The 25,969-nt window shown below is 60.6% G+C and carries 24 protein-coding genes and 1 pseudogene (1 of these 25 running past the window's edge); 17 read left to right on the forward strand and 8 right to left on the reverse strand.

The genetic code is table 11. From position 1 onward, the window contains the following. Both QMK51_RS24910 and QMK51_RS24915 read right to left on the reverse strand, forming a co-directional pair. On the reverse strand, positions 1-1,181 hold the 5' portion of the coding sequence (locus QMK51_RS24910; protein WP_258697680.1) for a CoA-acylating methylmalonate-semialdehyde dehydrogenase. It extends 313 nt beyond the left edge of the window; the window shows 1,181 of its 1,494 coding nt (coding positions 1-1,181); it begins with the start codon at positions 1,179-1,181; its stop codon lies off the left edge, out of view. 87 nt (positions 1,182-1,268) lie between these two features. Further along, positions 1,269-2,618: an aspartate aminotransferase family protein gene (locus QMK51_RS24915; RefSeq protein WP_258697681.1), complete on the reverse strand. Its 1,350-nt coding sequence runs from the start codon at positions 2,616-2,618 to the stop codon at positions 1,269-1,271. Positions 2,619-2,743: 125 nt separating this feature from the next. On the opposite strand from QMK51_RS24915, the gene QMK51_RS24920 reads away from it, so the two are divergent. The 6 genes from QMK51_RS24920 to QMK51_RS24945 all read left to right on the forward strand — a co-directional run bounded on the left by QMK51_RS24920 (position 2,744) and on the right by QMK51_RS24945 (position 9,342). Further along, positions 2,744-3,664 carry a LysR family transcriptional regulator gene (locus QMK51_RS24920; RefSeq protein WP_007940170.1) on the forward strand — a complete coding sequence of 307 codons (921 nt, stop codon included), beginning with the start codon at positions 2,744-2,746 and terminating at the stop codon, positions 3,662-3,664. Between the two features lie 197 nt (positions 3,665-3,861). Continuing rightward, a complete protein-coding gene (locus QMK51_RS24925; protein ID WP_320392332.1) occupies positions 3,862-4,512 on the forward strand; it encodes a TetR/AcrR family transcriptional regulator in 651 nt (216 codons plus the stop codon). Between the two features lie 7 nt (positions 4,513-4,519). After that, positions 4,520-5,101 (forward strand): YigZ family protein, encoded by a 582-nt coding sequence (locus QMK51_RS24930; RefSeq protein WP_320392333.1) that lies wholly within the window; start codon positions 4,520-4,522, stop codon positions 5,099-5,101. 631 nt (positions 5,102-5,732) lie between these two features. Then, on the forward strand, positions 5,733-7,298 hold the full coding sequence (locus QMK51_RS24935) for an ABC transporter ATP-binding protein (protein ID WP_320392334.1): 1,566 nt from the start codon (positions 5,733-5,735) through the stop codon (positions 7,296-7,298). An 11-nt stretch (positions 7,299-7,309) separates the two neighbouring features. After that, positions 7,310-8,416 (forward strand): ABC transporter permease, encoded by a 1,107-nt coding sequence (locus QMK51_RS24940; RefSeq protein ID WP_320392335.1) that lies wholly within the window; start codon positions 7,310-7,312, stop codon positions 8,414-8,416. Then, entirely contained in the window at positions 8,416-9,342 is a 927-nt protein-coding gene (locus QMK51_RS24945) for an ABC transporter permease (protein ID WP_320392336.1), read from the forward strand. The genes QMK51_RS24940 and QMK51_RS24945 overlap by 1 nt, the downstream gene beginning before the upstream one ends. On the opposite strand, the pseudogene QMK51_RS24950 reads toward QMK51_RS24945, so the two are convergent. Further along, positions 9,339-9,530: pseudogene (locus QMK51_RS24950) on the reverse strand (hypothetical protein); the annotation flags it as partial. The gene QMK51_RS24945 and the pseudogene QMK51_RS24950 sit on opposite strands and share 4 nt — an antisense overlap. Positions 9,531-9,579: 49 nt before the next feature. Here QMK51_RS24950 and QMK51_RS24955 point away from each other — a divergent pair. From QMK51_RS24955 to QMK51_RS24980, 6 genes are all read left to right on the forward strand, one after another. Then, positions 9,580-9,945 (forward strand): MerR family transcriptional regulator, encoded by a 366-nt coding sequence (locus tag QMK51_RS24955; RefSeq protein WP_320392337.1) that lies wholly within the window; start codon positions 9,580-9,582, stop codon positions 9,943-9,945. Positions 9,946-9,970: 25 nt separating this feature from the next. Then, positions 9,971-10,657, forward strand: a complete 687-nt coding sequence (locus QMK51_RS24960; protein WP_320392338.1) for an SDR family oxidoreductase — start codon at positions 9,971-9,973, stop codon at positions 10,655-10,657. 255 nt (positions 10,658-10,912) lie between these two features. Then, a complete protein-coding gene (locus QMK51_RS24965) occupies positions 10,913-12,271 on the forward strand; it encodes an 8-oxoguanine deaminase (RefSeq protein ID WP_320392339.1) in 1,359 nt (452 codons plus the stop codon). A 237-nt stretch (positions 12,272-12,508) separates the two neighbouring features. Beyond that, positions 12,509-13,591 (forward strand): BMP family ABC transporter substrate-binding protein, encoded by a 1,083-nt coding sequence (locus QMK51_RS24970; protein WP_320392340.1) that lies wholly within the window; start codon positions 12,509-12,511, stop codon positions 13,589-13,591. A 143-nt stretch (positions 13,592-13,734) separates the two neighbouring features. Then, positions 13,735-14,700, forward strand: a complete 966-nt coding sequence (locus tag QMK51_RS24975) for a 2-oxoglutarate and iron-dependent oxygenase domain-containing protein (protein ID WP_320392341.1) — start codon at positions 13,735-13,737, stop codon at positions 14,698-14,700. Between the two features lie 81 nt (positions 14,701-14,781). Next, positions 14,782-15,735: an adenosine deaminase gene (locus tag QMK51_RS24980; RefSeq protein ID WP_019582307.1), complete on the forward strand. Its 954-nt coding sequence runs from the start codon at positions 14,782-14,784 to the stop codon at positions 15,733-15,735. 117 nt (positions 15,736-15,852) lie between these two features. Here QMK51_RS24980 and QMK51_RS24985 read toward each other — a convergent pair whose 3' ends face one another. The 3 genes from QMK51_RS24985 to QMK51_RS24995 all read right to left on the reverse strand — a co-directional run bounded on the left by QMK51_RS24985 (position 15,853) and on the right by QMK51_RS24995 (position 19,352). After that, positions 15,853-17,235: an MFS transporter gene (locus QMK51_RS24985; protein ID WP_320392342.1), complete on the reverse strand. Its 1,383-nt coding sequence runs from the start codon at positions 17,233-17,235 to the stop codon at positions 15,853-15,855. 136 nt (positions 17,236-17,371) lie between these two features. After that, a complete protein-coding gene (locus tag QMK51_RS24990) occupies positions 17,372-18,106 on the reverse strand; it encodes a helix-turn-helix transcriptional regulator (protein WP_320392343.1) in 735 nt (244 codons plus the stop codon). Between the two features lie 316 nt (positions 18,107-18,422). Next, the gene (locus tag QMK51_RS24995; protein ID WP_258697695.1) at positions 18,423-19,352 is read right to left on the reverse strand and encodes a LysR family transcriptional regulator; all 930 of its coding nucleotides are present in this window, start codon (positions 19,350-19,352) and stop codon (positions 18,423-18,425) included. A gap of 118 nt (positions 19,353-19,470) precedes the next feature. On the opposite strand from QMK51_RS24995, the gene QMK51_RS25000 reads away from it, so the two are divergent. Together QMK51_RS25000 and QMK51_RS25005 are read left to right on the forward strand one after the other, a co-directional pair. Then, positions 19,471-20,484 carry a zinc-binding alcohol dehydrogenase family protein gene (locus tag QMK51_RS25000; protein ID WP_320392344.1) on the forward strand — a complete coding sequence of 338 codons (1,014 nt, stop codon included), beginning with the start codon at positions 19,471-19,473 and terminating at the stop codon, positions 20,482-20,484. Positions 20,485-20,752: 268 nt separating this feature from the next. Then, on the forward strand, positions 20,753-20,923 hold the full coding sequence (locus QMK51_RS25005; RefSeq protein WP_258697697.1) for a hypothetical protein: 171 nt from the start codon (positions 20,753-20,755) through the stop codon (positions 20,921-20,923). An 8-nt stretch (positions 20,924-20,931) separates the two neighbouring features. Here QMK51_RS25005 and QMK51_RS25010 read toward each other — a convergent pair whose 3' ends face one another. Next, positions 20,932-22,128 carry a multidrug effflux MFS transporter gene (locus QMK51_RS25010; protein ID WP_258697698.1) on the reverse strand — a complete coding sequence of 399 codons (1,197 nt, stop codon included), beginning with the start codon at positions 22,126-22,128 and terminating at the stop codon, positions 20,932-20,934. Between the two features lie 109 nt (positions 22,129-22,237). Further along, positions 22,238-22,435 (reverse strand): heavy-metal-associated domain-containing protein, encoded by a 198-nt coding sequence (locus QMK51_RS25015; protein WP_258697699.1) that lies wholly within the window; start codon positions 22,433-22,435, stop codon positions 22,238-22,240. 161 nt (positions 22,436-22,596) lie between these two features. On the opposite strand from QMK51_RS25015, the gene QMK51_RS25020 reads away from it, so the two are divergent. From QMK51_RS25020 to cueR, 3 genes are all read left to right on the forward strand, one after another. Next, positions 22,597-22,980, forward strand: a complete 384-nt coding sequence (locus QMK51_RS25020) for a hypothetical protein (protein WP_320392345.1) — start codon at positions 22,597-22,599, stop codon at positions 22,978-22,980. A gap of 100 nt (positions 22,981-23,080) precedes the next feature. After that, positions 23,081-25,474 carry a heavy metal translocating P-type ATPase gene (locus tag QMK51_RS25025; protein WP_320392346.1) on the forward strand — a complete coding sequence of 798 codons (2,394 nt, stop codon included), beginning with the start codon at positions 23,081-23,083 and terminating at the stop codon, positions 25,472-25,474. Further along, entirely contained in the window at positions 25,471-25,884 is a 414-nt protein-coding gene (gene cueR / locus QMK51_RS25030) for a Cu(I)-responsive transcriptional regulator (RefSeq protein ID WP_320392347.1), read from the forward strand. Before QMK51_RS25025 ends, cueR begins: the two co-directional genes overlap by 4 nt. Positions 25,885-25,969: the final 85 nt, after the last annotated feature.

Consider the following 25,969-nt stretch of genomic DNA (forward strand, 5'->3'; position numbering starts at 1 on the left):
TTGACCCGAACGACGCACAGCACCGGCCCGAAGATCTCTTCTTTATAGATGCGCATTTCTGGCGTGACGTTATCGAACAGGCAGCCACCCAGGAAGAAGCCTTCCTCATGACCGGCCACGCTCAGACCACGACCGTCGACCACCAAGGATGCACCGGACGAAACGCCATCTTCTATATAGCCACTGACTTTATCCCGCGCCTGACCGGAAACCAGCGGCCCCATGTCCAGACCACAGGTCGTACCCGCACCGATCTTCAGCGCCTTGATCTGCGGCGTCAGTTTGGCCACCAACGCATCCGCCACCTGATCGCCGACGCACACCGCCACCGAGATCGCCATGCAGCGCTCACCGCAGGAACCATAAGCCGCGCCCATCAGTGCGCTGACTGCGTTATCCAGATCCGCATCCGGCATCAATACCGCATGGTTCTTCGCCCCGCCCAACGCCTGGACGCGTTTGCCGCGCCTGGTGCCTTCGGCGTAGATGTATTCGGCAATCGGCGTCGAACCGACAAAGCTCAGCGCTTTGACTTCCGGCGCTTCAATCAAGGCATCCACCGCAGCCTTGTCGCCATGCACCACACTCAGCACGCCTTTCGGCAGGCCGGCTTCCAACAGCAGCTGAGCAATCAGCAGCGTCGAGCTTGGATCGCGCTCGGACGGTTTCAGAATAAAGCAGTTGCCGCAGACGATCGCCAGCGGATACATCCAAAGCGGCACCATGGCCGGGAAGTTGAACGGAGTAATACCGGCCACCACGCCCAATGGCTGGAAATCCGACCAGGCATCAATGTTCGGCCCGACGTTACGGCTGTACTCGCCCTTGAGGATTTCCGGCGCCGCACAGGCGAACTCGACGTTCTCGATCCCGCGCTTCAATTCACCGGCAGCATCTTCCAGGGTCTTGCCGTGTTCTTCGCTGATCAGTTGCGCGATGCGGGCTTCGTTCTGTTCCAGCAGTTGCTTGAAGCGGAACATCACCTGAGCGCGCTTGGCCGCCGGCGTATTACGCCAGGCCGGGAACGCAGCCTTGGCCGAGTCGATGGCTTTTTGAATGGTTTCACGGCTGGCCAATGGCAGCTTGTGGATAACCTGACCGGTGGACGGGTTGAACACGTCGGCCGTGCGACCGTCTTCGGTCACCAGTTCGCCATTGATCAAATGCGGGATAAGGCTCATGCGGGGCTCCTGAAAAGTTGTCCACAGGCGTCCGCTAAAGGACGCCTTTCTTTCTATTAGAGGGAATAGAGGGAATAGAGGGAGAAATCAGTCGGTCTTGTTCAGCACTTCGCCGACCGCATCGAACAGACGATCAAGGTCTTGCGGCTTGCTGTTGAAGGTTGGGCCGAACTGCAGGGTGTCGCCGCCGAAGCGCACATAGAACCCGGCTTTCCACAGGGCCATGCCGGCTTCGAACGGACGCACGATGGCATCGCCGTCGCGAGGCGCGATCTGGATTGCACCGGCCAACCCGTAGTTACGAATGTCGATAACGTTCTTCGAGCCCTTCAAACCATGCAACGCATTTTCGAAATGCGGCGCGACTTCAGCCACGCTCTGCACCAGGTTTTCCTTTTGCAGCAGGTCAAGTGCCGCCAGGCCAGCGGCGCAGGCTACCGGGTGCGCGGAATAGGTGTAGCCATGCGGGAATTCCACGGCGTACTCAGGCGTCGCCTGGTTCATGAAGGTCTGGTAGATCTCGGAGCTGGCAATCACTGCGCCCATCGGAATCGCGCCGTTGGTGACTTGCTTGGCAATGCACATCAGGTCCGGCGTCACGCCGAAGCTGTCAGCACCGAACATCGAACCGGTACGGCCGAAACCGGTGATCACTTCGTCGAACACCAGCAGGATGTTGTGCTGATCGCAGATCTCGCGCAGACGCTTGAGATAACCCTGCGGCGGAACCAGCACGCCAGCGGAACCGGCCAACGGCTCGACGAATACCGCTGCGATGTTCGAGGCATCGTGCAGTTCGATCAGCTTGAGCAATTCATCCGCCAGCGCGATACCACCCTGCTCCGGCATGCCCCGAGTAAAAGCATTGCTCGCCAGCAAGGTGTGCGGCAGGTGATCGACGTCCATCATCGCCTGACCGAACAGTTTGCGGTTGCCGTTCACGCCGCCGAGGCTGGTGCCGGCGATGTTCACGCCGTGATAGCCACGAGCGCGGCCGATCATTTTGGTCTTGGTCGCCTGGCCTTTCAGGCGCCAGTAGGCACGCACCATTTTCACCGCTGTATCTGCACACTCGGAACCCGAATCGGTGAAGAACACGTGATTCAGATTGCCCGGGGTCAGGTCGGTGATTTTCTCGGCCAGCTGGAACGACAGCGGGTGACCGTACTGGAAGCCCGGCGAGTAATCGAGGGTGCCCAATTGCTTGGCCACCGCCTCCTGGATTTCCTTGCGAGTGTGCCCGGCGCCACACGTCCACAGACCCGAGAGCGAATCGTAGACCTTGCGGCCCTTGTCGTCTGTCAGCCAACTGCCCTCGGCCGCTACGATCAGGCGCGGGTCACGCTGGAAGTTGCGGTTCGCGGTGTAGGGCATCCAGTGAGCGTCAAGCTTGAGCTGGCTGGCCAGGGAAGTCGGGGCGTTTTCAGGCACGTTCATGGGCAAAACCTCGCAGAGCAAATAAGCGGCGTGGAGATCAAAAGCGTTCTTGCAGCTAAATTGCCACGGGGATAAAGTCGATGAAATCCAACTTTTCTAACCTTCAGTCAGGCCCGGACTAAACTATGAGTACCCGTCGCCCCGATCCACTGGCGCAAGTCAGTGACTTTGATATCCGCCTGCTGCGGATTTTTCGCAGCGTGGTGGAATGCGGCGGCTTCTCCGCGGCGGAATCGGTGCTGGGCATCGGTCGCTCTGCGATCAGCCAGCAGATGAGCGATCTGGAACAGCGCCTCGGTCTGCGCCTGTGCCAACGAGGTCGCGCCGGTTTTTCCCTGACCGAAGAAGGTCGCGAGGTCTACCAATCAGCGTTGCAGCTATTAAGTGCGCTGGAAAGTTTCCGCACCGAGGTCAACGGCCTGCACCAACACTTGCGCGGCGAGTTGACCATCGGCCTGACCGACAACCTGGTCACCCTGCCCCACATGCGCATCACCCACGCCCTGGCTCAACTGAAGGAACGCGGCCCCGACGTGCAGATCCAGATCCGCATGATCGCGCCCAATGAAGTTGAACAAGGCGTGCTCGACGGTCGCTTGCATGTCGGCGTGGTGCCGCAAGCCAGCGCGCTATCGGGGCTGGAATATCAGCCGCTCTACAGCGAGCGCTCGCTGTTGTATTGCGCGGTCGGCCATCCGTTGTTCTATGTCGACGACAAACAGCTGGACGATGAGCGTCTCAACAGCCAGGACGCCATCGCCCCGACCTTTCGTTTGCCCGCCGAGATTCAGGCTCATTATCAGGCGCTCAATTGCACCGCCAGTGCGTCGGATCGCGAAGGCATGGCATTTCTGATTCTGACCGGGCGCTACATCGGTTATCTGCCGGATCATTACGCCAGCCTCTGGGTACAGCAGGGCCGATTGCGTGCACTGAAACCCAAGGCACGCTTTTATGACCTGAGCCTGGCATCGGTCACACGCAAGGGCCGTCGTCCCCACTTGGTGCTGGAGAGTTTTCTGGAGAGCCTGGCGGCGACGCGTTGAGAACTTGTGGGAGCGAGCGTGCTCGCGCAGAGGGAGTGTCAGTCGATATTTATGCAACTGACACACCGCCTTCGCGAGCAAGCCCGCTCCCACAGGGACTGTGGTGTTCAGGATTTATCGCGTCGGGACTTGTCTGAGACGTGCGGGTGCGCTATCAACGCATCTGGTTGCACCCATCTACCTGTTCGGAAGTGCCTATGACCTTTGAAGTCCCAGCCCACGGCGGCAAACCCGCCAGCCGCATTCGTCAGAAGAACGAAGAGACCATCATCAAAGCCGCCGAAGACGAGTTCGCCCGTCACGGGTTCAAAGGCACCAGCATGAACACCATCGCGCAGAAAGCCGGGTTGCCCAAAGCGAATCTGCATTACTACTTCACCAACAAACTCGGTTTGTACGTGGCGGTGCTGAGTAACATCCTTGAGTTGTGGGACAGCACCTTCAATACCCTGACCGTCGAGGACGATCCGGCAGAAGCATTGACGCGATACATTCGCGCAAAAATGGAGTTCTCCCGGCGCCAGCCACAGGCTTCGCGGGTCTTCGCCATGGAAGTCATCAGCGGCGGCGAATGCCTGACCGAGCATTTCAACCAGGACTACCGCAACTGGTTTCAGGGCCGGGCCGCGGTGTTTCAGGCGTGGATCGACGCCGGCAAAATGGACCCGATCGACCCGATCCACCTGATCTTCCTGCTGTGGGGCAGCACCCAGCATTACGCCGACTTTGCCACGCAGATCTGCCGTGTCACCGGGCGCACCAGGTTGACCAAGCAAGACATGGAAGACGCCGGCAGCAACCTGATTCGCATCATTCTCAAAGGCTGCGGCCTGACGCCTTCGCTCTAAGACACTTATGCCTTTTACCCTCAGCGGTTTTTGCGAATACCGCGAAGAGATCCGCAAAAGCCGCTTCATCGCCCTCGCCGCGCCAATCACCAGCGCAGGTGACGCCCAGGCGTTCCTTGAGCAACACAGTGATTTGAATGCCTCGCACAATTGCTGGGCCTGGAAGCTCGGCGATCAATACCGCAGCAGTGACGATGGCGAACCCGGTGGCACCGCTGGCCGGCCAATCCTTGCAGCGATCGAAGCGCAGGAGTGCGATCAGGTCGCGGTCGTGGTGATCCGCTGGTATGGCGGCATCCAGTTGGGCACCGGCGGCCTCGCCCGAGCGTATGGCGGCAGTGCCAACAAATGCCTGCAAGGGGCACCGAAAGTCGAGTTGATCAGTCGGGTGCCGGTCAGTTGTGCCTGTGCATTTGGCGAGTTGGCGTTGGTGAAGCTTCGGGTGGCGGAGCTGGGTGGTTTGGTGGTGGAGGAAACCTTCACGGCCAATGGTGTGGAACTGCAATTGGCGATTGGCGACGAGCAGATAGATACGCTGCAAATGCAACTGGCGGATTTGAGTCGCGGGCGCATTTTGTTGCAGCGTTGAAGATCAAAGATCAAAAGATCGCAGCCTTCGGCAGCTCCTACGCCGACCGTGCCCACCCGTAATACCGGATAAACGCAAATCCCGTAGGAGCTGCCGAAGGCTGCGATCTTTTGGGGCACCCCGATTTTCTTTGCCCTCGACACTTGCCCACATCTGCTGTGCACCCGGCTGTGGATAACCTGAGCACATTCTGCTGTAACCCTTCTGTCATGCGGCTTTGCGGGCTTTGCTCATTTTTCGTCCAACTCACCAGTCGTGACGTTTATTCCATGTAAAAACAATCAGTTAGAGTGGTTTATCGCCATTAGAAGAAAGCCCCTCGGTGCTTATGCCCGTGCGGTCGGCTTGCGCACAAATACTGTGGAACAACCTGTGGATAACCCGTTCATGGCTGGCGCAGCGCCATATCCAACCTAGCGTGTAGCCTGTTGCTTGTTTTTTGACCAACTCATCGCGCGCAAAACCGGAGCCTGATCAAACGGCTTGCCCTCAAGTGGTGCCTGATTTGGAATTGGGATAAGGCGAGGCACCGTCGTAAACACCTATGCCTGCAAGGCTTTGCCGTTTTCCTGACTCAATGGCCAGGAAATTGCTTTGTCCACAGGCATAACTTCTGTCGACCGAGCCTGTCATGTCCAACCCCGTGCCGATCCCCGATCAAACACCCCGCCTGCAACTGCACAGAATCAGCAAGCGTTACCCCGGTTGCCTGGCCAACGATGCCATCGACTTGAGCATTGCGCCCGGTGAAATCCATGCCCTGCTCGGCGAAAACGGTGCGGGCAAAAGCACCCTGATGAAGATCATCTACGGCGTCACTCACGCAGACTCAGGGGAGATGATCTGGCAGGGCCAGCGCGTGACCATGCGCAACCCGGCCCAGGCGCGCGGCCTCGGGATCGGCATGGTGTTCCAGCATTTTTCGCTGTTCGAAACCCTGAGCGTGGCGCAGAACATCGCCTTGGCGATGGGCGCGGCGGCGGGTACACCGAAGCAGCTTGAACCGAAAATTCGCGAGGTGTCCCAACGCTATGGCATGGCCCTGGAGCCGGAGCGACTGGTCCACAGCCTGTCCATCGGCGAGCGTCAGCGGGTGGAGATCATTCGCTGCCTGATGCAGGACATCCGCCTGCTGATTCTCGATGAGCCGACCTCGGTACTGACTCCGCAGGAGGCCGACGAATTGTTCGCAACTTTGCGCCGACTGGCCGCCGAGGGCTGCAGCATACTGTTTATCAGCCACAAACTCGGCGAAGTGCGCGCGTTGTGCCACAGCGCCACGGTATTGCGCGGTGGTCGAGTAGCCGGGCATTGCCTGCCGGCCGAGTGTTCGGATCGGCAACTGGCGCAGTTGATGGTTGGTGAAGCCGCCGAGCTGATTACCGACTATCCGAAGGTCATGGGTGCTGATGCGTTTTTGAACGTGACTGAATTGTCCTGGCACAACCCGGACCCGTTCGGCTGCTCGCTCAAGGACATTAATCTCGAGGTGCGCAGCGGCGAAATCGTCGGTGTCGCCGGGGTGGCGGGCAATGGCCAGGATGAGTTGCTGGCCTTGCTCAGCGGTGAAGAACGGTTGCCCCGCGATGACAGCGCGACGGTCCGTTTCGGCGGGCAACCGGTCGCTCATTTGCGGCCGGACGCACGACGCAAACTTGGCTTGGCGTTCGTCCCCGCCGAGCGTCTGGGCCACGGCGCGGTGCCGGAGCTGAGCCTGGCAGATAACGCCCTGCTCACCGCATTTCAACAAGGGCTGGTCAGCAATGGGCTGATCCAGCGTGGCAAGGTCGAAGCGCTGGCCGAAGACATCATTCGCCGCTTCGGGGTCAAGACACCCAATGCCCAGGTACCGGCTCGCAGCCTGTCCGGCGGCAACTTGCAGAAATTCATCCTCGGCCGGGAAATCCTTCAGCAGCCCAGACTGTTGGTGGCCGCGCACCCGACCTGGGGCGTGGACGTCGGTGCCGCCGCGACCATTCACCGGGCGCTGATTGCCTTGCGCGACGCTGGCGCGGCGATTCTGGTGATTTCCGAAGACCTCGACGAACTGTTCCAGATCAGTGATCGCCTCGGCGCCTTGTGCGGCGGTCGATTGTCGGCACTGCAGGCCACCGTCGACACCCAACTGAGCGATGTCGGCGGCTGGATGGCCGGTCAGTTCGACGCTCCTCATTCACCTGCCCCCGTAGCGCTTTAACGGAGTTTCACATGCTGCTTTCTCTCGAACCCCGTGGCCAGCAATCGCGCCTGATGTTGTGGTGTTCGCCCTTGCTGGCGGCCGTGTTGACGCTGGGCTGCGGCTCATTGCTGTTTATCGCGCTGGGGCATGATCCACTGCTGACCTTGCACACGTTGCTGATTGCACCGATCAGCGACTTGTACGGCGTCTCCGAATTGTTGGTCAAAGCGTTGCCGATTCTGCTCTGCGCATTGGGCCTGGCAGTGGCGTATCAAGCACGGATCTGGAACATCGGCGCCGAAGGTCAGTTGCTGCTCGGCGCCCTGGCCGGCAGTGCGCTGGCGGTAAACATCATCGATATGCAAAGTCGCTGGGCGCTGGTGCTGATCCTGGTGGTCGGCACCTTCGCCGGTGCTGCATGGGCCGGCCTGACGGCATGGCTGCGCACGCGCTTCAACGCCAATGAAATCCTTACCAGCATCATGCTCAATTACATCGCCCTGAATCTGCTGCTGTTCTGTGTCCACGGGCCACTGAAGGACCCGGCCGGGTTCAACTTTCCGGAGTCGGCAATGTTTGGCGATGCCAGTCGTTTGCCGCTGTTGCTGGAGGACGGTCGGGTTCACGCCGGGGTGTATTTCGCCTTGCTCGCGCTGGTGGCGGTGTGGGTGTTGTTGCAGAAAAGCTTTGTCGGCTTTCAGATCAAAGTGCTTGGGCTGGACAAGCGTGCGGCGAGTTTCGTCGGTTTTCGCGAGAAGCGGCTGATCTGGCTGGCGCTGTTGATCAGCGGCGGCCTGGCGGGGTTGGCCGGGGTATGCGAAGTCACCGGACCCATCGGCCAATTGGTGCCGCAGGTTTCACCGGGTTACGGCTATGCCGCGATCACCGTGGCGTTTCTCGGACGACTGAATCCCATCGGCATTCTGTTTTCCAGCCTGTTGATGGCGCTGCTGTACATCGGCGGCGAGAGCGCGCAGATGAGCATGAACCTGCCGCAAGCGATCACTCAACTTTTCCAAGGGATGATGCTGTTTTTCCTGCTGGCCAGTGACGTGCTGACTCTCTACCGACCGCGTTTGAACCTGCGCTGGGTACGGCGCACTTCGACCACCGCCGTACACGCAGGAGCCTTGTGATGGATATCGATCTGCTGAGCAATATTTTCTACGCGATGGTCCGCTGCGGTACACCGTTGCTGCTGGTGGCGCTGGGCGAGCTGATCTGCGAGAAGAGCGGCGTCCTCAATCTGGGTCAGGAAGGCATGATGCTGTTTGGCGCGGTGATCGGTTTCATCGTCGCGCTGAACAGCGGCAATCTCTGGCTGGGTGTGTTGCTGGCGATGCTCGCCGGGATGCTGTTGTCGTCGCTGTTTGCCTTGGTGGCACTGGTGTTCAATGCCAATCAGGTGGCGACCGGGTTGGCGTTGACGATCTTCGGCGTGGGCCTGTCGACCTTTGTTGGCGCAGCGTGGGTCGGGAAGCCGCTGGCGGGTTTCGAGCCGGTGGCGATTCCGTTCTTGAGTGACATCCCGCTGATCGGGCGGATGCTGTTTGCCCAGGACCTGCTGGTGTACCTGTCGTTCGCACTATTTGCCCTGGTGGCCTGGGTGATTCTGAAAAGTCGCGTCGGCCTGATCATTCAGGCGGTCGGCGAAAACCCGGACGCCGCCAGTGCGATGGGCTTGCCGGTGTTGGGCGTGCGCACGCTGGCGGTGCTGTTTGGCGGCGCAATGGCGGGATTGGCCGGAGCTTATTTGTCGTTGGCGTATACGCCGATGTGGGCGGAAAACATGAGCGCCGGTCGCGGCTGGATTGCTCTGGCGCTGGTGGTGTTTGCCAGTTGGCGAGTGTGGCGGTTGCTGCTCGGGGCGTATCTGTTCGGGCTCGCCAGCATCCTGCATTTGGTGGCGCAGGGGTTGGGGCTGGCAATTGCGTCGAGCCTGCTGGCGATGCTGCCTTATGTCGCAACCATTGTGGTGTTGGTGCTGCTGTCCCGGGATGCCGTGCGCACACGGTTGTATGCGCCGGTATCGTTGGGGCAGCCGTGGCAGGCTGGGCATTAAGCGGTGACCGGGCGGGCCTCTTCACGAGCAAGCCCGTTTCTACATCGCGAAGGCGCCCGAACAGGCAACACCTGAGCCACGCCCCACGCCAACTCAAAGAACAGGAAAATCGCCAAGAGCGAACTCGCCCCATAGGCCAGGGCATAAGCCTGCCAAGCCGAAAACAGAAACCTGGCCACCGCGTCAAAGCTAAAACCTGGAGCATGCTCCAGGGTCAAGCCCTCTCGAGACATCAAGATGCGCATCGGTGAATTAGCCCAGGCCAGCGCCGTCAGCCGCGACACGTTGCGCTTTTACGAGCAACGTGGATTGATCGCCGCGCAACGCAGCGCCAATGGTTATCGCGACTATCCGGCGGAGATGGTGCAACTGGTGCTGTACATCAAGACAGCTCAGCGGTTGGGCTTTACCCTTGGCGAAATAGGTAATAGCGTTGTCGCGTTATGGCAGTCGCCCGACCCGGACAGTGCCGTCACGCAACTGCTGCAAGAAAAACTCAAGTTGATCGAAACCCGCATGACCGAACTCGGCGCGTTGCGCCACGAACTGCAACAACGGCTCGGTCAGCATTATCCTTTAAGTCAGTATCCTTTGAATCCGTGATTCTCATCCATCAAGGAAGCCACTCATGTCCACGGCAAAAACCGCACTCATCATCGGCGCCTCCCGGGGCTTGGGCCTCGGCCTGGTGAAAACCCTGCTGGCCGACGGCTGGCAAGTCACCGCCACCGTGCGCAACCCGCAGAGCGTCGAAGCCTTGCAGGCGTTGGGCAAGGTGCGGATCGAAAAACTCGACATGGACGATCAGCAAGCGGTGATCGCCCTCAGCCAACAGCTCAAGGGCGAGGTGTTCGACCTGCTGTTCGTGAATGCCGGGGTCAAGGGGCCGGAGGTCCAGACGCCGGGTGGCGCGACCCTGGCCGAGGTCGGTCAATTGTTCTTCACCAACGCCGTGGCGCCGATCAACCTGGCCCAGCGTTTCGTCGGGCAGATTCGTGAAGGCAGCGGCGTGCTGGCGTTCATGAGTTCGGTGCTGGGCAGCGTGACCATGCCCGACGCGCCGGAGCTGGCGCTGTACAAGGCCAGCAAAGCGGCACTGAACTCCATGACCAACAGCTTCGTCACGCAACTGGGCGAACAGAAGCTCACCGTGCTGTCGCTGCACCCGGGTTGGGTGAAAACTGATATGGGTGGCGAAGGTGCGGACATTGATGTGGAAACCAGCACCCGTGGGTTGATCGATCAGGTGAATGCGTATGCCGGCAAGGGTGGGCATCATTTTGTGAATTACAGGGGTGAGACCATTCCCTGGTAAACACCACATTCCCCTGTGGGAGCGAGCCTGCTCGCGATAGCGGTCTGACATTCAAAATTAATGCAGAATGCAATGGCCCCATCGCGAGCAGGCTCGCTCCCACAGGGGTTTCGCATTGTCCTGTCGGGCCGGGCTTGCCCGCGAAGCTTTTTTGTTCGAAACTCCGCACCTCGCCCCCGCGGCGACCCTGGATCAGCAGACAGGGCAACACTGAGCTGGCAACCCTGAACCTAACTTTCAGAGGAGCCGGCCACCATGCCTGCGACCCGTACCTGGTTAAAAAATCCCCTCGCCATTTTCACGGCCAACGCGCTCGATGCCCGTGGCGGTCTGGTGCTGCAAGACGGTTTGATCGTCGAAGTGCTCAGCGCCGGCCAGCAACCGTCTGCACCCTGTGGACACGTCTTCGATGCCCGCGAACATGTGATCCTGCCGGGGCTGATCAACACCCATCACCACTTCTATCAAACCCTGACCCGCGCCTGGGCGCCGGTGGTCAATCAGCCGTTGTTCCCATGGTTGAAAACCCTCTATCCGGTCTGGGCCCGTCTCACCCTTGAGAAACTTGCCCTCGCTACGAAAGTCGCGTTGGCCGAGTTGCTGTTGTCTGGCTGCACCACCGCGGCCGATCACCATTACCTGTTTCCGGAAGGCCTGGAAAACGCGATCGATGTGCAGGTCGAGAGTGTTCGCGAACTGGGCATGCGCGCCATGCTCACTCGCGGTTCCATGAGCCTCGGTGAAGCGGACGGTGGCCTGCCGCCTCAGCAGACGGTGCAACAAGGTGAAGTGATTCTCGACGACAGCCAACGTTTGATTGCCGCGTACCACGAACGTGGTGATGGCGCGCAAATACAGATCGCTTTGGCGCCCTGCTCGCCGTTTTCGGTGACCCCGCAAATCATGTCCGCCAGCGCCGAATTGGCGAACACCCTCGACGTGCGTCTACACACGCACCTGGCGGAAACTCTCGACGAAGAAGACTTCTGTCTGCAACGCTTCGGCCTGCGCACCGTGGATTATCTGGACAGCGTCGGCTGGCTCGGTCCGCGTACGTGGCTGGCCCACGGCATTCACTTCAACCCCGACGAAATCGCCCGCCTCGGCGCAGCCGGCACAGGCATTTGCCATTGCCCGAGTTCGAACATGCGCCTGGCATCCGGCATTTGCCCAACGCTGGACCTGACCGCTGCGGGTGCTCTGCTAGGGCTGGGCGTGGACGGTTCGGCGTCCAACGATGCGTCGAACATGATCCTCGAAACCCGTCAGGCGCTATACATTCAGCGGCTGCGTTATGGCGCGGAAAAGATCACGCCGGAACTGGTACTGGGCTGGGCGACCAAGGGTTCGGCGCAGTTGCTCGGGCGCACCGATATCGGTGAACTGGCGGTGGGCAAGCAGGCAGATCTGGCGCTGTTCAAGCTCGATGAGCTGCGCTTCTCCGGCAGCCATGATCCGGTTTCGGCGCTGTTGCTGTGCGGCGCGGATCGGGCGGACCGGGTGATGGTCGCCGGCAAGTGGCGGGTGATCGATGGGCAGGTTGAGGGGCTGGATCTGAAAGGGTTGATTGCCGATCACAACCAGGCGGCTCGGCAGCTGATCGCCGGCACCTGACACAACACCGCTCCCACGGTTTTGTGTGAGGCGCTCGCACCAGTGGATGGCATGAGTTGGAGCCGCTGCACCGGGTTGGCTCTGGTGATGAATTGAACATCAAAAGGTCGCAGCCTTCGGCAGCTCCGCAGGAGCATGAACTCATGCCGCAGGCTGCGATCTTTTTATTTTGTTGTCCTATTGGTCAGCAATTTGCATTAGCCCCGCCAACCTCACAACAAAATGGAGTTCCAGTTCATGCATAAACGTCCGTTGAAGCAGCTGCTTTGCGCTGTCGCCGCAGCCATCGGTCTGAGCGTCAGCCTGACCGCCAGTGCCGCCGACCCGCTGAAAGTCGGCTTCGTCTATATCGGCCCGATCGGTGACCACGGCTGGACGTATCAGCATGAACAGGGACGCAAGGCGCTGGCAGAGAAATTCGGCGACCGGATCACCACCAACTACGTGGAGAACGTCGCCGAAGGCGCCGATGCCGAGCGGGTGATCCGCAATATGGCCAAGGACAAGTACGACCTGATCTTCACCACGTCTTTCGGCTACATGAACCCGACCCTGAAAGTCGCCAAACAATTTCCCAAGGTGACCTTCGAACACGCCACCGGCTACAAGCAGGACAAGAACCTCGGCACTTACCTGGCGCGCACTTATGAAGGTCGCTACGTCGGTGGTTTCCTTGCGGCGAAGATGACCAAGACCAAGAAGATCGGCTATGTCGCTTCCTTTCCGATCCCGGAAGTCATCCGCGACATCAACGCCATTCAACTGGCCCTGAACAAGTACAACCCCGGCACCGAGATCAAAGTGGTGTGGGTCAACTCCTGGTTCGACCCGGGCAAGGAGGCCGACGCCGCCAATGCGCTGATCGACCAGGGCGTGGACGTGGTATTCCAGCACACCGACAGCCCGGCACCGATCCAGGCGGCCGAACGGCGCGGCGTGTATGCCGTCGGCTATGCCTCGGACATGGCGCATTTCGGGCCGAAAGCGGTGCTGACGTCTATCGTCAACAACTGGGGGCCGCACTACATTCGGGCGACCCAAAGCGTGCTCGACCACACATGGAAATCCCAGGATTACTGGGGCGGTCTGAAGGAAGGTACAGTTGAACTGCCGATCAGCGACCTGGTACCGGCGGCGGTGAAAACCGAAGCCGAGCAGATCATTGCCGACATCAAGAGCGGTGCATTGCATCCGTTCACCGGGCCGATCAAGGATCAGGCCGGTGTCGAGAAAATCCCGGCGGGTGCAACGGCAACCAATGCGCAACTGGCGTCGATGAACTACTACGTCGAAGGGATGAAGGCTGAGATGCCGAAGTAATTCCGGCCACGAACACAAAACCCTGTGGGAGCGAGCCTGCTCGCGATAGCGGACTGACATTCAACATTGATGCTGAATGTAATGGCCTCATCGCGAGCAGGCTCGCTCCCACAATGGATTTTCAGCGTTCTTAAGGACTGCGCATGAACCAACTCCCAATCATCGACATCAGCCCGCTCTACAGCGCTGATCAAAACGCCTGGAAATCGATCGCCACGCAGATCGACCGCGCCTGCCGCGAATGGGGCTTTTTCTATATCAAGGGCCACCCGATCGCCCCGTCGCGCATCGACGCTGTGCTCGACCATGCCCAACGTTTCTTCGCCCTGCCCGCCACCGAAAAACTCAAGATCGACATCACCCAGACCCGCCACCACCGTGGCTATGGCGCCATCGCCACCGAACAACTCGACCCGAGCAAACCCAGCGACCTGAAAGAAACCTTCGACATGGGCCTGCACCTGCCCGCCGATCATCCCGAGGTGCTGGCGGAAAAACCCTTGCGCGGGCCCAACCGTCATCCGTCGATACCCGGCTGGAAATCGCTGATGGAACAACACTACGTCGACATGCAGTCCCTCGCCCGAACCCTGCTGCGGGCCATGACCCTGGCCCTGGGCATCGAGCGTGACTTCTTCGATAGCCGATTCAAAGAACCGGTGAGCGTGCTGCGGATGATTCACTACCCACCGCGCCACACTGCCACCTCGCAAGAACAGCAAGGCGCCGGCGCCCACACCGATTACGGTTGCATCACCCTGCTCTACCAGGATGCCGCCGGCGGTCTGCAAGTGCGCAACGTGCGGGGTGAATGGATCGATGCGCCGCCGATCGAGGGCTCCTTCGTGGTCAACCTCGGCGACATGATGGCCCGCTGGAGTAACGACCGTTACCTGTCGACGCCGCATCGGGTGATCAGCCCGCTGGGGGTGGATCGGTACTCGATGCCGTTCTTTGCCGAGCCACACCCCGACACGCCCATCGAGTGCCTGCCCGGCTGCCAGGACGAACAGCATCCGGCGAAGTATCCACCCACCACCTGCGCCGAATTCCTGCTGTCGCGCTTCGCCGATACTTACGCCTATCGACGGGAACAGGAAGCCGTGTAATGAACCGGCTGGTCAGGTTTTGCTCATTGTTTCAACGGGCATCTGTAGAATGCCCTCATTGCACCTGACGAGATTTCAAAAATGTACGACTGGCTGAACGCTCTGCCCAAGGCAGAATTGCACTTGCACCTGGAAGGCTCGCTGGAGCCTGAGCTGCTGTTCGCCCTGGCCGAACGCAACAAGATCGCCCTGCCGTGGAGCGACGTCGACACCCTGCGCAAGGCCTACGCCTTCAACAACCTGCAAGAGTTTCTCGACCTGTATTACCAGGGCGCCGATGTGTTGCGCACCTCTCAGGATTTCTACGACCTGACCTGGGCCTACCTGTTGCGCTGTAAAGAACAGAACGTGATTCACACCGAACCGTTCTTCGACCCGCAAACCCACACCGACCGTGGCATCCCGTTCGAAGTGGTGCTCAACGGTATCGCCGCCGCGTTGAAAGATGGCGAGCAGCAACTGGGCATCACCAGCGGTTTGATCCTAAGCTTCCTGCGCCACCTGAGCGAAGACGAAGCGCAGAAAACCCTCGACCAGGCGCTGCCGTTCCGCGATGCGTTTGTCGCCGTGGGCCTGGACAGTTCGGAGATGGGCCACCCACCGAGCAAGTTCCAGCGCGTGTTTGACCGTGCCCGCCACGAAGGCTTCCTGACCGTGGCCCACGCCGGTGAAGAAGGCCCGCCCGAGTACATCTGGGAAGCCCTCGACCTGCTGAAAATCCAGCGCATCGACCATGGCGTGCGTGCCATCGAAGACGAGCGCTTGATGCAGCGGATCATCGACGAGCAGATCCCGCTGACCGTGTGCCCGTTGTCGAACACCAAACTGTGCGTGTTCGATCACATGTCCCAGCACAACATCCTCGACATGCTCGAGCGTGGCGTGAAGGTTACGGTGAACTCCGATGACCCGGCGTACTTCGGCGGGTATGTCACCGAGAACTTCCACGCGCTGTATACCGATCTGGGCATGACCCAGGATCAGGCCAAGCGGCTGGCGCAGAACAGCCTGGATGCGCGGCTGGTGAAACCGTAAGGTTCACCAAATAAACCTGTGGGAGCGAGCCTGCTCGCGATAGCGGACTGACGTTCAACATTGATACTGAATGTTATGGCCTCATCGCGAGCAGGCTCGCTCTCACAGGTATTGAGTTCAGCCGACGACCTCTGCCTCACTCAACTCTTCCAGCGTCTTGCCCCGGGTCTCCATCCCGAACATCCACACCACCCCCGCCGCAATCGCAAAGCACATCGCTCCCAACGCAAATACCCCGCCCTGCCCTGTCATCGGGAACACCAGCCCGGTCACCAATGGCCCGAGCAACGACCCCACGCGGCCGATGGCCGAAGCGAACCCCGAGCCCGTGGCCCGTGCCGACGTCGGGTACAACTCCGGGGTGTAGGTGTAGAGCACCGCCCACATGCCAAACAGGAAGAACTGCATCAGCAGCCCCGAGACGATCAACAGGCTGGCGTTGCCGCCGAACACCGCGCTCTGGCCATAAAGAAACGCCATCACCCCGCCGCCGAGCATCGTCACGACGCACACCGGTTTACGCCCCCAACGCTCCACCAGCCAGGCGGCCATGAGGAAACCGGGAATCCCGCCGAGGGAAATCAGCACCGTGTAATACACCGACTGGGTCACGGCGAAGCCCGACTGTTGCAACAGCGCACTGAGCCAGGATGTCAGGCCATAGAAACCCAGCAAGGCGAAGAACCACACGCTCCAGATCATCATCGTGCGCTGGCGATACTGCGCCGACCAGATTTCTCGCAGCGCGGAAAAGAAGTTGCCCGGTTGACTCGCCCCCCGTGGCAGGCGAATCGGCTCAGGCAGATCCGAACACCCCAGTGAAGCCCGAACCCGGCCTTCGATGCGGCGCAAGACCTTGTCCGCCGCGTCGTGATGCCCGGCCTGCTCCAGCCAGCGCGGCGACTCGGGAATGAAAAAACGAATCGCCAGGACGAACACCGCCGGCACCGCCAACACCAGAAAAATGTCGCGCCAGCCAATCACCGGCAACAGGAAATACGACAGCACCCCGGCGGCGACGAAACCAAGCGGCCAAAAACCGTCCATCAACGCGATGTAACGCCCACGGCGTTTGGCTGGAATCAGCTCTGACAGCATCGACTGGGCAATCGGAAACTCCATGCCCATACCGATCCCCAACAGGATTCGGAACAGCGTCAGCGTTTCGACATTCTGCGCCGTAGAACACAGATAGCTGGCGATACCCCACAACACAATGCTCCACTGGAACACCGGTTTGCGCCCGAAACGGTCGGCCAGCATGCCCGACAGCGACGCGCCCACCACCATGCCGAAGAAACTCGAACTGGCCAGCAACCCGGCCTGCGCCGTGCTCAGGCCGAACTCGGTTTTGATCGAGCCGAGCAGAAAGGTCATCATCGCCAAGTCCATGGAGTCGAAGAAAAACGCCAGGGCAATGATGATGAAAATGATGCGGTGATAACCGCTGACAGGCAGCCGTTCCAGTCGTTCTGCCGCGCTGAAGCTACGTGTTTCCATGCCACATTCCCCCAATCCGAAAGTCCCCGGATCGAGTGTGCGTGATCGCGGTGGGGGGTTATTGCTGGATGCGACCTGTCCACAGCTCTGAACGACGCCTGAAACCCAAGATCCCGGACGTCGCACCTCAATGGCTCTAAAACGCCATTTCCAGCTCGGTTTCCTTGGCGAAATGATGGATTTCACGCTGCCCCACGGCCGTGATCTGCAAGGCTCGCGAATCGTTGGGCAGGCTCAACCAGCCGGATTGCATGAACAGCTGCAACAAGGCTGCGCCCAATGAGCCGCCCAAGTGCGGACGTCTTTCGCTCCAGTCCGGGCAAGCGCAGGCCACTCTGCTGTCGCGATAAGCCAGCGCCTGAATGAACACACCGCGTGTTGCCAACTGTGTGGAGCCCTTGTGAGTGATCATGACCCGCTGATCGAATTGCTCGATCCAGCCTGCATCCAGCAGACGCTGGTAGAGGTCGGCGGCCAGGGTGCCTCCCAAATGGTCATCGCAGAGCCTGGCCCGCAGCAGTGACGAAGGCGCCACCTGAGGTTTGGCGATAGGGCTCGGGCGTTTGAAAACATCTGGAATGTCCTGAGGCGTGCTGGCCAGAGTAGCGCTGGCCAGCGCTTCTATCGCGGCGCCGACTTCGGGCGCGGCAAGCCGGAAAAACCGCTTGCGCCCACGGGTTTCGACTTTCAACAGACCGCCGGTGGACAAGCGCCCCAAATGCGCACTGGCCGAAGACGGAGACAGGCCCGCCAGCAACGCCAGCTCCTCGGTATGCCGTGCCGAGCCGTCCATCAAGGCCCACATCATTGCGCTGCGCTTTGGGTCAGCCAGCAACGTGGCGATCTGGCTGATGCAAGGTGCATGTTCCATGTATTCACTCCCTGTTGAATCGTTTCGTCTACTGCTCAGAGACATCTTGACCAGTAATGTATCGTCGGCCAAAACGCGAAAACCGCCATAAACCGGGTAAAGACACCCACTCACCCAGGCCGTTGCTTCGCGGGTGCAGCGAAGGTCCGGTGAGGACCATGGGGTCTGACCGAATCGAACGTGAACTCGCCATTGCGAGATCGACTGTGCGTACATGAGGCGGGCGCTAGTATAAGCGGGTTAACCGCCGGTTCCTGCCCTCGGGAATCCCTTGGTGGTGATAGTTCCTGACAGAAATTTCGCTATTTGCCTGCGACTAATGATCGACACCCGATATCGCCGGAAATTGACTGCTTATCCGAGCGCATCGGCTGGCAAGCATTTCCCGCAAAAGGTTCACCGGCTTACTCAATTGTGCGCGATGGGCGCACAGCAAATTCAGCGGTGCGCGCTCACAGAGCAGCTCCGGCATTAACACGTTCAATCGACCGGCGAGCACATCGGCGGCGACATCGAGCCAGGACTTATACGCAATCCCCGCCCCCGCCACGGCCCACAGCCGCACCACATCGGCATCGTCACTGAAGCGATCGCCGCTGACGGTCAGGCTCACTTCGCGTTTGCCGTCGTGGAAACTCCAGTGATCGTGGACCCGGCTGCCGAGCATGAATAACAGGCAATTGTGCTGAGCCAGTTGCTCCAGATGCCGCGGTTCGCCATGCCGGGCCAGATAGCTCGGCGCAGCACAGAGCACGCGGCGGTTGTGCGGGGCGACAGGCAGCGCCACCAGGCTCGAATCTTCCGGCTCGCCGTAACGCAGGGCGATGTCCACCGGTTGGCGGAACAGGTCGGCGATGCGGTCACCGAGCAGCAAACGCACCGTGAGCCTGGGATGTTCACGCTGAAACTCGTCGAGCCATGGCAATAGCAAGTTGCGCCCGAAATCCGAAGGCGCCGACAGCTGCAAAATCCCGCTGACCTGATCCTGACCGCTGGCCAGCAAGCGGCGGCCCTCATCGAGGCTGCTCAAGGCGGCCCGGGCGTACTCCAGAAAGCCCTCGCCTTCGGCCGTCAGGCGCAGGCTGCGGGTAGAACGGGCGAGCAAGCGTGCGCCGAGCTGCTGTTCGATGCGTTTCAACGCCGCGCTGGCCACCGCCGCCGACATATCCATCCCCCGCGCCGCCGCCGACAGACTGCCCAGGTCCGCAGCCCGAACGAACAACTGCAAGTCATCGAAACGCAACATCGTCAGCCCCCATTATCAAAAAAATATTGAAAGAGACTGCTCTTTTAGCGGGTTTTATCTTGCAGAGAAATAACCAATCATCCTTCCCATCGAAATCATGCCTTCCCCGGAGCCCACCATGAAAGCCGTTGCCTACTACGCCTCCTTGCCAATCAGCGACGAAAAATCCCTGCAAGACATCGAACTGCCAGAACCGGTCGCCGGCCCGCGCGACCTGTTGGTGGAGGTCAAAGCCATCTCGGTCAACCCGGTGGATACCAAGATTCGCCAGAACATCCAGCCTGAAGGTGGCGTGGCAAAGGTGCTGGGCTGGGACGTGGCCGGTGTGGTCAAGGCCGTCGGTAGCGAAGTGACCTTGTTCAAGGCCGGCGACAAGGTGTACTACGCCGGCTCCATCGCCCGTGCCGGCGGCAACAGCGAGCGGCATGTGGTGGATGAGCGCATCGTCGGCCATATGCCGAAGACCCTCGGGTTCGCCGAAGCCGTCGCTCTGCCGCTGACCGCCATCACCGCGTGGGAACTGCTGTTCGAACGCCTGCAAGTACATGAGGGCAAAACCGATGAAGGCCAGAGCCTGCTGATCGTCGGTGCCGCTGGCGGTGTGGGTTCGATCCTCACGCAACTGGCCAGCCAGCTCACCGGACTGAAAGTCATTGGCACTGCTTCCCGTGCGCAAACCCAGAGCTGGGTGCGTGACCTGGGCGCCGATCAAGTGATCGATCACAGCCATCCGCTGAGTGAAGAACTCAAACGTGCCGGGGTCGAGTCTGTGACCCACGTCGCCAGCCTGACCCAGACCGACCAACACCTGGATCAATTGGTGGAGGCGTTGGCGCCGCAAGGCAAGCTGGCGCTGATCGATGATCCGAAGGCGCTGGACGTGACCAAGCTCAAGCGCAAGAGCCTGTCGCTGCACTGGGAATTCATGTACACCCGCTCGCTGTTCGAAACCGCAGACATGATCGAGCAGCACAAACTGCTCAACCGCGTCGCCGGGCTGATCGATGCGGGCACGCTGAAAACCACGGTCGGCGAGCACTTCGGCACCATCAACGCAGCCAACCTGCGTCGTGCCCATGAACTGCTGGAAAGCGGCAAGTCCAAGGGCAAGATTGTGCTTGAAGGGTTCTGAGTAGCAGCGCCTACACGCCTATGGGAGCAGGCTTGCTCGCGAAAGCGGAGTATCAGTCAACATTGATGTTGGATGTGATGGGCCCTTCGCGAGCAAGCCCGCTTCCACATTGGGCGCCGCGATCTTTTGCCGTCAGTCAGAGAGTTGACCTTTGTCACAATTGCGATCGTATTCGGGTCTACAATCGAACACTCTGCGAACAATCATTTATGTGATGTCTTTTACGAGACGTCTTTTGCGAGACGTCTTTTACAAGAGGAGATCAGCAATGAAGATCCTGATAAAAGAACTGGCAACATCCCGCTGGCAGGTCCGCCTGGATCAACATGCTGTGACGTTCCGCAGTGAAGCCGAAGCCTTGGCCTTCACTAAAACGCTTGAAGCGCGCCTGCACGCGCCCCATCAGTTTCCCGACCGTCAGCAGCGCGCTGCTGGCTGAGTCCGTCCTCAGACTTGGGCTTGCGTCAGCGCCCGGGCATTTTGCAAACGCTGGGTGAGCATCGCCACGCTCACCACCAGAATCCCGCACAGGCTGATGACCATGGCCATCGGCATGGCGCTGCCATCGTGCAAAACACCCAGCAATGCTGCGGCCCCGGCGGCGACGCTGAACTGCAGGCAACCGAGCATCGCCGAGGCGCTGCCCGCCCGCGCGCCCTGCCCGTTCATGGCGCAGGCCGAGGCGTTGGGCACAATACAACCCAGGCTGGCGATGCAGAGGAAAAGCGGGATCAACAACGGCCACAGGTGCATGGTGTGCAACGCGCTGACCGCCAACAGGGCCAGACCGCCCGCCAGGTAGAACCAGACGGTACGCGCCAGTAAAAAGGCCGGACCGCGCTTTGCCAGCAACCGTGCATTCAACTGGGCTACTAGAATGAATCCCGCCGCGTTAATGCCGAATAGCCAGCCGAAATGCTCAGCCGGCACTCCATAGAGTTTGATGAACACGAACGGTGAACCGGCGATGTAGGCAAACATCCCGCCGATGGCGATACCACCGGTCAGGGCGTGGCCAAGGAATATCGGGTCCGCCAACAACCGACCATACTGGCGCAGCGCGCCCGACAACGGTTGGCGCGGCACATGGGACGGCAAACTTTCCGGCAGACCGAGGGCCACGGCCCCCCCTACCAGCGCACTGAAACCGGTCAGCACGAGAAAGATCGACTGCCAGCCCGTCGTGTTGACCAAGAACCCGCCCAGCATCGGCGCAAGGATCGGTGCCAGGCCCATCACCAGCATCAGCTGCGAAAAGACTTTCGCCGAACCCACCGCATCGCATTTATCGCTGACCACGGCCCGGGAAATCACCATGCCCGCGCAACCGCCCAGCGCCTGGACGAAACGCGCGCCAATCAGCCACTCCAGATTCGGCGCGTAAGCGCAGGCCAACGAGGCTGCGGTGAACAAGCCGACGCCTGTCAGCAAGGGGATGCGTCGCCCAAAGCGATCCGCCACAGGGCCATACGCCAGTTGACCAATGGACAAGCCGAGGAAATAGGCCGCCAGGGTCAGTTGAACGTGTTTTTCGTCGGTACCGAAAGCGAGCGCCATTGCCGGAAATGCCGGCAGGTAGAAATCGATCGCCAGCGGACCGAAAGCGCTCAAGGCGCCGAGAATCAGGATTGTGCGGAAGTTCATCAGGCGTCCAGGTTGGGCATGCAGGTTAGCCATGGATCGGCAGGCTGACAGTCTAGCCGGGCGTGGACGCCTTGAACATTCCGTTAGGTCGCTAACTATTAAAAATAACTTAGACCTGTTTTACGCCGTAACCCTCTTCAGTGATGGCGGCGATTACCTGATCGGCCGTCAGCGCACTTTCTACGCCGACTTCTTTTGTCGCCAGATCGATACGCACGCTGGCCGCCGGATCCTTGGCTTGCAGCGCCTGAGTAATGGCCTTGACACAGTGACCGCAGGACATGCCTTCAACATTGAACACTTGCATGGGACGTCTCCTTGAATGAAGCCCTTTCATGAGGGTTGTGTGCAGTCTCGAGCTTGCCACCATGGCAAGGTCAAGTTCTAAAGTGAGCTGCCGGGCTGGCAATCAGCGCCGCGCTCGGCCAAGCTGCGTCCATCTATGACTCGACATCAGGAGATTCAGCCATGCGCTGGTCAGTTCTCAGCCTGTTTGGCTTCCTCAGCCTCTTTGCCGCGACACCTTCGGTCCAAGCCGCCGGGGAGGACTACGGCGTGCTGATCATTTCCCGCGAGCGCCTGGAAGTGTCGACTTCCTGCGAAATCGGCGTGTACATCCAGGATCAGCTATCGGGGCGCCTGTTCCAGGAACAGAGCACCTCGTTCAACCTGCCGCCGGGCACTGTGTCCCTGCGCCTCAAACTGCTGCCGGGCCAGGCGCCGGGTTGCAACCCGGGCATGCCCGCGCCGGGGTCGCAGAACATTACGATCAAGGCCGGGGATGTGTTGAAGTTCCGGATTGCGATGACGCAGGAAGGGATGTATCTCAAGCCTGCGGCTCTCGAGTATTGACGCTCCCACATTTGGTCTGCGGCGACTTGTAGACTGGCGCTTGACCTTAACCGCATGGCAAGGTTGATCCTGTAGGCAATTTCTACAGGGAGCGTGACCGATGTCCGAATCCACCACCTTCGATCTGCCGATCGCCGGCATGACCTGCGCCAGTTGTGCCGGGCGTGTCGAGCGCGCCTTGAGCAAAGTCATCGGCGCCACGGCCGTCAGCGTCAACCTGGCCACTGAACAGGCCCGGGTTCAAGCGCCCAGTGACAGCCTGCCGGCCTTGATGGACGCGGTGCAACAGGCCGGTTATAGCGTGCCGCAGCAGAGCCTGGAATTGAGCATCGACGGCATGACCTGCGCGTCCTGCGTCGGCCGCGTCGAACGGGCGCTGACCAAGGTGCCGGGGGTGAAGACTGTCAGCGTCAACCTGGCCAACGAACGTGCGCACCTCGAACTGCTCGGCCAGGTCGACCCGCAAACCTTGATCGTCGCCGTGGCCAAGGCCGGTTACTCCGCCAGGGTCTGGGAAGTCGAACACCCGCAAGCCGATAATCAACCACAACGACTGCACCGCGAGCGCTGGGCCTTGCTCGCGGCCATCGCCCTCGCCTTGCCGCTGGTGTTGCCGATGCTGCTGCAACCTTTGGGCGTGCACTGGATGCTCCCGGCGTGGGAACAGTTCGCGTTGGCCACACCCGTGCAGTTCATCTTCGGCGCACGCTTCTATGTCGCGGCGTGGAAAGCCGTCCGCGCCGGCGCCGGCAACATGGATTTGCTGGTGGCCCTGGGCACCAGTGCCGGTTACGGCTTGAGCGTTTACGAATGGGCCACCGCCGTCGGCCGCCTGCCGCACCTGTATTTCGAAGCGTCGGCGGTGGTGATCGCCTTGGTGTTGCTGGGCAAATACCTGGAAAGCCGCGCCAAACGCCAGACCACCAGCGCCATTCGCGCCCTCGAAGCCTTGCGTCCGGAACGAGCCATTCAGGTAATCGATGACCGTGAGCAGGAGGTTGCCATCAGCGCTTTGCGCCTCAACGATCTGGTCATGGTCAAACCCGGCGAACGCTTCCCGGTGGATGGCGAGGTGGTGGAAGGCCAAAGCCACGCCGATGAAGCCCTGATCAGCGGCGAAAGCCTGCCGGTCCCGAAACAACCGGGCGACAAAGTCACCGGGGGCGCCATCAATGGCGAAGGTCGTCTGCTGGTTCGCACCCTGGCGCTCGGTGCGGAAACCGTGCTGGCGCGGATCATCCGCCTGGTCGAAGACGCGCAGGCGGCAAAAGCGCCTATACAGAAACTGGTGGATAAAGTCAGCCAGGTGTTCGTGCCTGCGGTGCTGCTGATCGCGCTGGCGACTCTGGTCGGTTGGTGGTTGTACGGCGCGCCGCTGGAAACCGCGTTGATCAACGCCGTGGCGGTGTTGGTGATCGCTTGCCCTTGCGCACTCGGCTTGGCCACGCCGACGGCAATCATGGCGGGCACCGGTGTGGCTGCGCGCTACGGGATTCTGATCAAGGACGCCGAAGCCCTGGAGCGCGCCCACGAAGTCAGCGCGGTGGTGTTCGACAAAACCGGCACACTGACCTCCGGCACTCCGCGTATCGCGCATTTGAGCGCCATCGAGGGTGATGAAACCGCCTTGCTGCAAATGGCCGGCGCTCTGCAACGCGGCAGTGAGCATCCGCTGGCCAAGGCGGTGCTGGATGCCTGCACCGAACGCGGCTTGACCGTGGCCGATGTCGGCGACAGTCAATCGCTGACCGGACGCGGCATTGCCGGCAGCCTCGATGGTCGACGGCTAGCCCTGGGCAATCGGCGTCTGCTGGAAGAAAGCGGCCTGAACGCCGGGCCATTGGCTGACTCCGCAACGGCCTGGGAAACCGAAGGCCGGACCCTGTCCTGGCTGATCGAACAAAGCCCCGAACCACGAGTGCTGGGCCTGTTCGCCTTCGGCGACACGCTCAAACCCGGCGCCTTGCAAACGGTGCAACAACTGAGTGCACGGAACATCAGCAGCCATCTGCTGACCGGCGATAACCGCGGCAGCGCCAAGGTCGTCGCCGAGGCGCTGGGCATCCGCGACGTGCACGCCGAAGTACTGCCGGCGGACAAGGCCGCCACCGTCGCCGAACTTAAAAAGACCGGCGTGGTGGCGATGGTCGGCGACGGCATCAACGACGCGCCGGCCCTTGCCGCGGCAGACATCGGCATCGCCATGGGTGGCGGCACCGACGTCGCCATGCACGCCGCCGGCATCACTCTGATGCGCGGCGACCCACGGCTGGTACCGGCTGCGCTGGAGATCAGCCGCAAGACCTACGCGAAGATTCGCCAAAACCTGTTCTGGGCCTTCGTCTATAACCTGATCGGCCTGCCACTGGCGGCATTCGGCTTCCTCAACCCGGTGCTGGCCGGCGCGGCCATGGCGTTGTCGAGCGTCAGCGTGGTCAGCAATGCGTTACTGTTGAAAACCTGGAAACCCAAAGACCTGGAGGACAACCGATGAACATTGGCCAAGCGGCCCGGCAGAGCGGTCTGAGCGCGAAGATGATCCGCTATTACGAGTCCATCGGCCTGCTCAAGGCGGCCCATCGCACCGACAGTGGCTACCGGGTCTATGGCGACGACGACCTGCACACCCTGGCGTTCATCAAGCGTTCTCGGGATTTGGGGTTCTCGCTGGAGGAGGTCGGCAAACTGCTGACCCTCTGGCAGGATCGCCAGCGGGCCAGTGCCGATGTGAAGGCGCTGGCCCGTCAGCACATCGACGAGCTGAACCAGAAGATTCGCGAACTCGGCCAACTGCGCGACACCCTGCAAGACCTGGTGGAACACTGCCATGGCGACCACCGCCCGGACTGCCCGATCCTCAAGGAACTGGCGTCGGGCTGCTGCGCCGAACCCGCCCTTTCCTGAGCGCGCCCCTTCACCGGGAATGGTGTGAACACAGCTTCACTTACACCAATAATCTACTGTGCGGGCTTACTCACTCCCACATTGG

The sequence above is a fragment of the Pseudomonas sp. P9_31 genome (genome assembly GCF_034008235.1).
Classification (GTDB): domain Bacteria; phylum Pseudomonadota; class Gammaproteobacteria; order Pseudomonadales; family Pseudomonadaceae; genus Aquipseudomonas.